Source organism: Gordonia sp. NPDC003585 (assembly GCF_040610755.1).
Classification (GTDB): domain Bacteria; phylum Actinomycetota; class Actinomycetes; order Mycobacteriales; family Mycobacteriaceae; genus Gordonia.
On the sequence record NZ_JBEXMX010000169.1, the window covers coordinates 1 to 3499 of the forward strand.

General features: G+C 65.8%; 2 protein-coding genes. One reads left to right on the forward strand and one right to left on the reverse strand.

Annotated elements, in window-relative coordinates; translation table 11 throughout:
- The first annotated feature begins 142 nt into the window (after positions 1 to 142).
- Positions 143 to 811 (forward strand): response regulator, encoded by a 669-nt coding sequence (locus ABZW74_RS24240; protein WP_355280034.1) that lies wholly within the window; start codon positions 143 to 145, stop codon positions 809 to 811.
- 3 nt (positions 812 to 814) lie between these two features.
- On the opposite strand, the gene pepN is transcribed toward ABZW74_RS24240, so the two are convergent.
- On the reverse strand, positions 815 to 3391 hold the full coding sequence (gene pepN, locus ABZW74_RS24245; protein ID WP_355280031.1) for an aminopeptidase N: 2577 nt from the start codon (positions 3389 to 3391) through the stop codon (positions 815 to 817).
- Positions 3392 to 3499: the final 108 nt, after the last annotated feature.

Here is a 3499-nt window from a genome sequence, read left to right on the forward strand (position 1 = left end):
TACTCGGCAGGCACAGCAGACGGTTCAGTAGGGTTGTAGCGCGCACGGGTCAGCTCCCAAGGTTGGTTGTGTAGGAGCTTTCAACCCTACGAGCGGCCCGTGCGCCCACCCGCACACACCCGGCCCGTACGCCTAACTAACCATCCACATTCAGAGCAGAAGGGCCGAATATCTTCGTCGCATGGGCGGTTTCGAGGTGGTGGCCACCGTGGCGACCGCACACGATGCGATGCGTACCGCCAGTGCTGCGGTGTCGGACGGGGCGCCGATCGATCTGGTCTTGCTCGACCTCGGTCTGCCCGATGCCCGGGGCGTCGACCTCGCGGCGGCGCTGTCGGGGCTTCGGCCAGGTCCGGACGTCATCGCCATCACCGCGCAGCGCGAACTGGCGACCGTTCGGACTGCGATGTCGCACGGCGTCCTGCTGTATCTCCTCAAACCGTTCACCTTCGCAGCGTTCGAGGAGAAGATCGGCCAGTATCGACGGTATCGGGAAGCGCTGTCGGGGAGCGGTGACGCAGTCAGCCAGCGTGACGTCGACCGTGCGGTGTCGGAACTGCGGATGACGGGCGATCGCCGGACCGCCAAGAAGGGGGCCGTGCCGGAGACCGAGGACACCGTCGGGCGTGCGATCCAGGACAGCCCGGCGGGCCTCACTGCCTCTGAAGTTGCTGCGCGGCTGGGTAGTTCACGTGTCACCGCATGGCGCTACCTGGAACGGCTGGCCGACGACGGTGCGGTCGACCGGGTCACCGAGTATGGCAACACCGGCCGACCGCAAGTGCGCTACGTGTGGCACGTCACGCCCTGAGAGTCACTCGCCGCGGTCGAACCTCCGTGCGCGCAACGATCGCGCAACACCGTCGCGGCCCTCGGCGATCAGGCGCTTGAGAGCGGGCGGATGATCGCCGGCGAGGAAGTCGTCGGCGAGCGACAGCGCGTCCTCGGTCATCGCCCCGCTGGGATAGAGGCCGATCACCACCGTCTGCGCGACCTCGCTCGAACGACGAGCCCATACCTCGGGGACCGCGTCGAAGTACTTGGCCACATAGGGTTCGAGCAGTTCGCCTTGGCCCGGACGGGCGAAGCCCTCGATCATCGTGCGGGTGAAGATGTTCGACAACGAGTCGTCGTCGATGGCCTTTGCCCATGCGTCGGCCTTGGCCTCGGCAAGCGGTCGCGCGGTGCGGGCCGCGGCCGCCTGGCGGGTTCCGGTGGCAGTGTTGTCGCGGGCGGCCTCGGCGTCGATGATCGGGGTGGAATCCGGATCGGTGTCGATGGCTCCCGCAGTTGCCAACGCGCGCACCAGTTTCCAGCGGAGGTCGGTATCGACGGCCAGTCCTGGCAGGCCGTGGTCGGCGGGGTCGTCACCGTCGAGTAGCCCGCGCACCACGTCGACCTGGTCGGCATTGAGCAGACCGGCGAGCAGGGTGTTGACGTACGCGAGTTGGTGATCGGATCCGCCTTGCGCCGCACGCGCGAGTTCGAGGAGGCGAGCACTGAAACCCGACCGCCCCTCGGCGCTCACCCACTCGGGGTCGGCATAGGCCTCGATCGCGGTGGTCGCCTGCAGCAGAACCCGTTGGACGACCCCGATCTCGGTTTCGGCGGAGATACCGCGTTCCACCAGTTCGACGAAGTCACGGGCCCGCATCTCGGCTTGACGGGTCATTTCCCACGCCGCCGACCACACCAGCGTGCGGGGCATGGAGTCGGTGATGTCGCCGATGCGCGCGGTCGCGGTGGCCAGCGACTCCGGGTCGAGCCGGATCGACGCATAGGTGAGATCGCCGTCGTTGAGCAGTATCAGTGCACCGCGTTCGACACCCACCAGATCGGCGACGTCGGTGCGATCCCCGGACACGTCGAGTTCGACGCTGTGTACGCGCTCCAGTGCGCCGGATCCGTTGTCGGCGTAGATGCCCACACCCATCCGATGGGTACGGGTCTCTCCCGCGCCAGGCAGTGCACCGTCCTGCACGACGGTGAACCGCGTGAACTTGCCGTCGTCGTCGACCTCGAAATCGGGTCGCATGACGTTGATGCCGGTGGTGCGCAACCACTGGTTGCCCCAGTCGGACAGGTCGCGACCCGACGACTTCTCCAGCGCCGCAAGCAGATCGGAGAAGGTGGCGTTGCCGTACTTGTGGCTCACGAAGTAGTCACGCAGCCCGGCGAGGAAATCCTCGAGGCCGACGTAGGCGACGAGCTGCTTGAGGACCGAAGCGCCCTTCGCGTAGGTGATGCCGTCGAAGTTCACCTCGACCGCGGCGATGTCGGGGATGTCGGCGGCGACGGGGTGGGTGGAAGGCAACTGGTCCTGCCGGTAGGCCCACGACTTCTCCACGTTCGCGAACGTCGTCCACGCACTGGTGTACTCGGTGGCCTCGGCCTGGCACAGCACCGAGGCGAAGGTGGCAAAGGATTCGTTGAGCCACAGGTCGTCCCACCAGGTCATGGTGACGAGATCGCCGAACCACATGTGCGCCATCTCGTGCAGGACGGTCTCGGCGCGTCGCTCATAGTTGTATTTTGTCACCCGCGACCGGAACACGTAGTCCTCGAGGAAGGTCACCGCACCGGCGTTCTCCATGGCGCCGGCGTTGAACTCGGGGACGAAGAGCTGGTCGTACTTGCCGAATGCGTACGGAGTGCCGAAGTTCTTGTGGTAGAAGGCAAATCCCTGCTTGGTCTCGGTGAACAGCCGCTCGTGATCCATGAACTCGGCGAGGGATGCGCGGCAGTAGATGCCGAGCGGGATGTCGCCGTGATCGTCGGTGTAGACGTCGGTCCATTCGGCGTACGGGCCGGCGATCAGCGCGACCAGATAGGTGCTCATCGGCGCTGTCTCGGTGAACCGGTGTACCCCGTCGGTCACCGATTCGGTCGCCGCGTTGGAGATGACCTTCCAATCGGCGGCCGCCTTGACCGTCAGGGTGTAGGTCGCCTTGAGATCGGGTTGGTCGAAACAGGCGAACATGCGCTTCGCGTCGGCGGTTTCGAACTGCGAGTACAGATAGACCGAGTCGTCACTCTGATCGACGAAGCGGTGCAGGCCCTCGCCAGTGTTGGAGTATGCGCAGTCGGCGACGACCACCAGCGTGTTGTCGGCGGCAAGATTCGGCAGCTCGATCCCCACCGACTCGTCGAAGTCGGAGATGTCGAGGTCGGTGCCGTTCAGAGTGGCCGACAGCAGGCGCGGTGCAACCAGATCGATGAAGGTGCTCGCGCCTTCGGTGGCACCGAAGGTCACGGTGCTCGACGACCGGAAGGTCTCGGTTCCGGGTGCGCCGGCACCGTCGGTGAGGTCGAGGTCGACGGTGTAGTTGGTGACGGAGATGGTGGCGGCGCGTTCGCGCGCCTGGTCGCGGGTGAGGTTCGGAGCAGTCACCCGGCCAGCTTAACGGGCTCTTCCGGATTGACGGTGCGTAGAACGGGTTCTCGTGACCACAAGATGTAGGGGTGAGCAAGATCGCCGAGGCGGGCGGTGTGGCTGAAG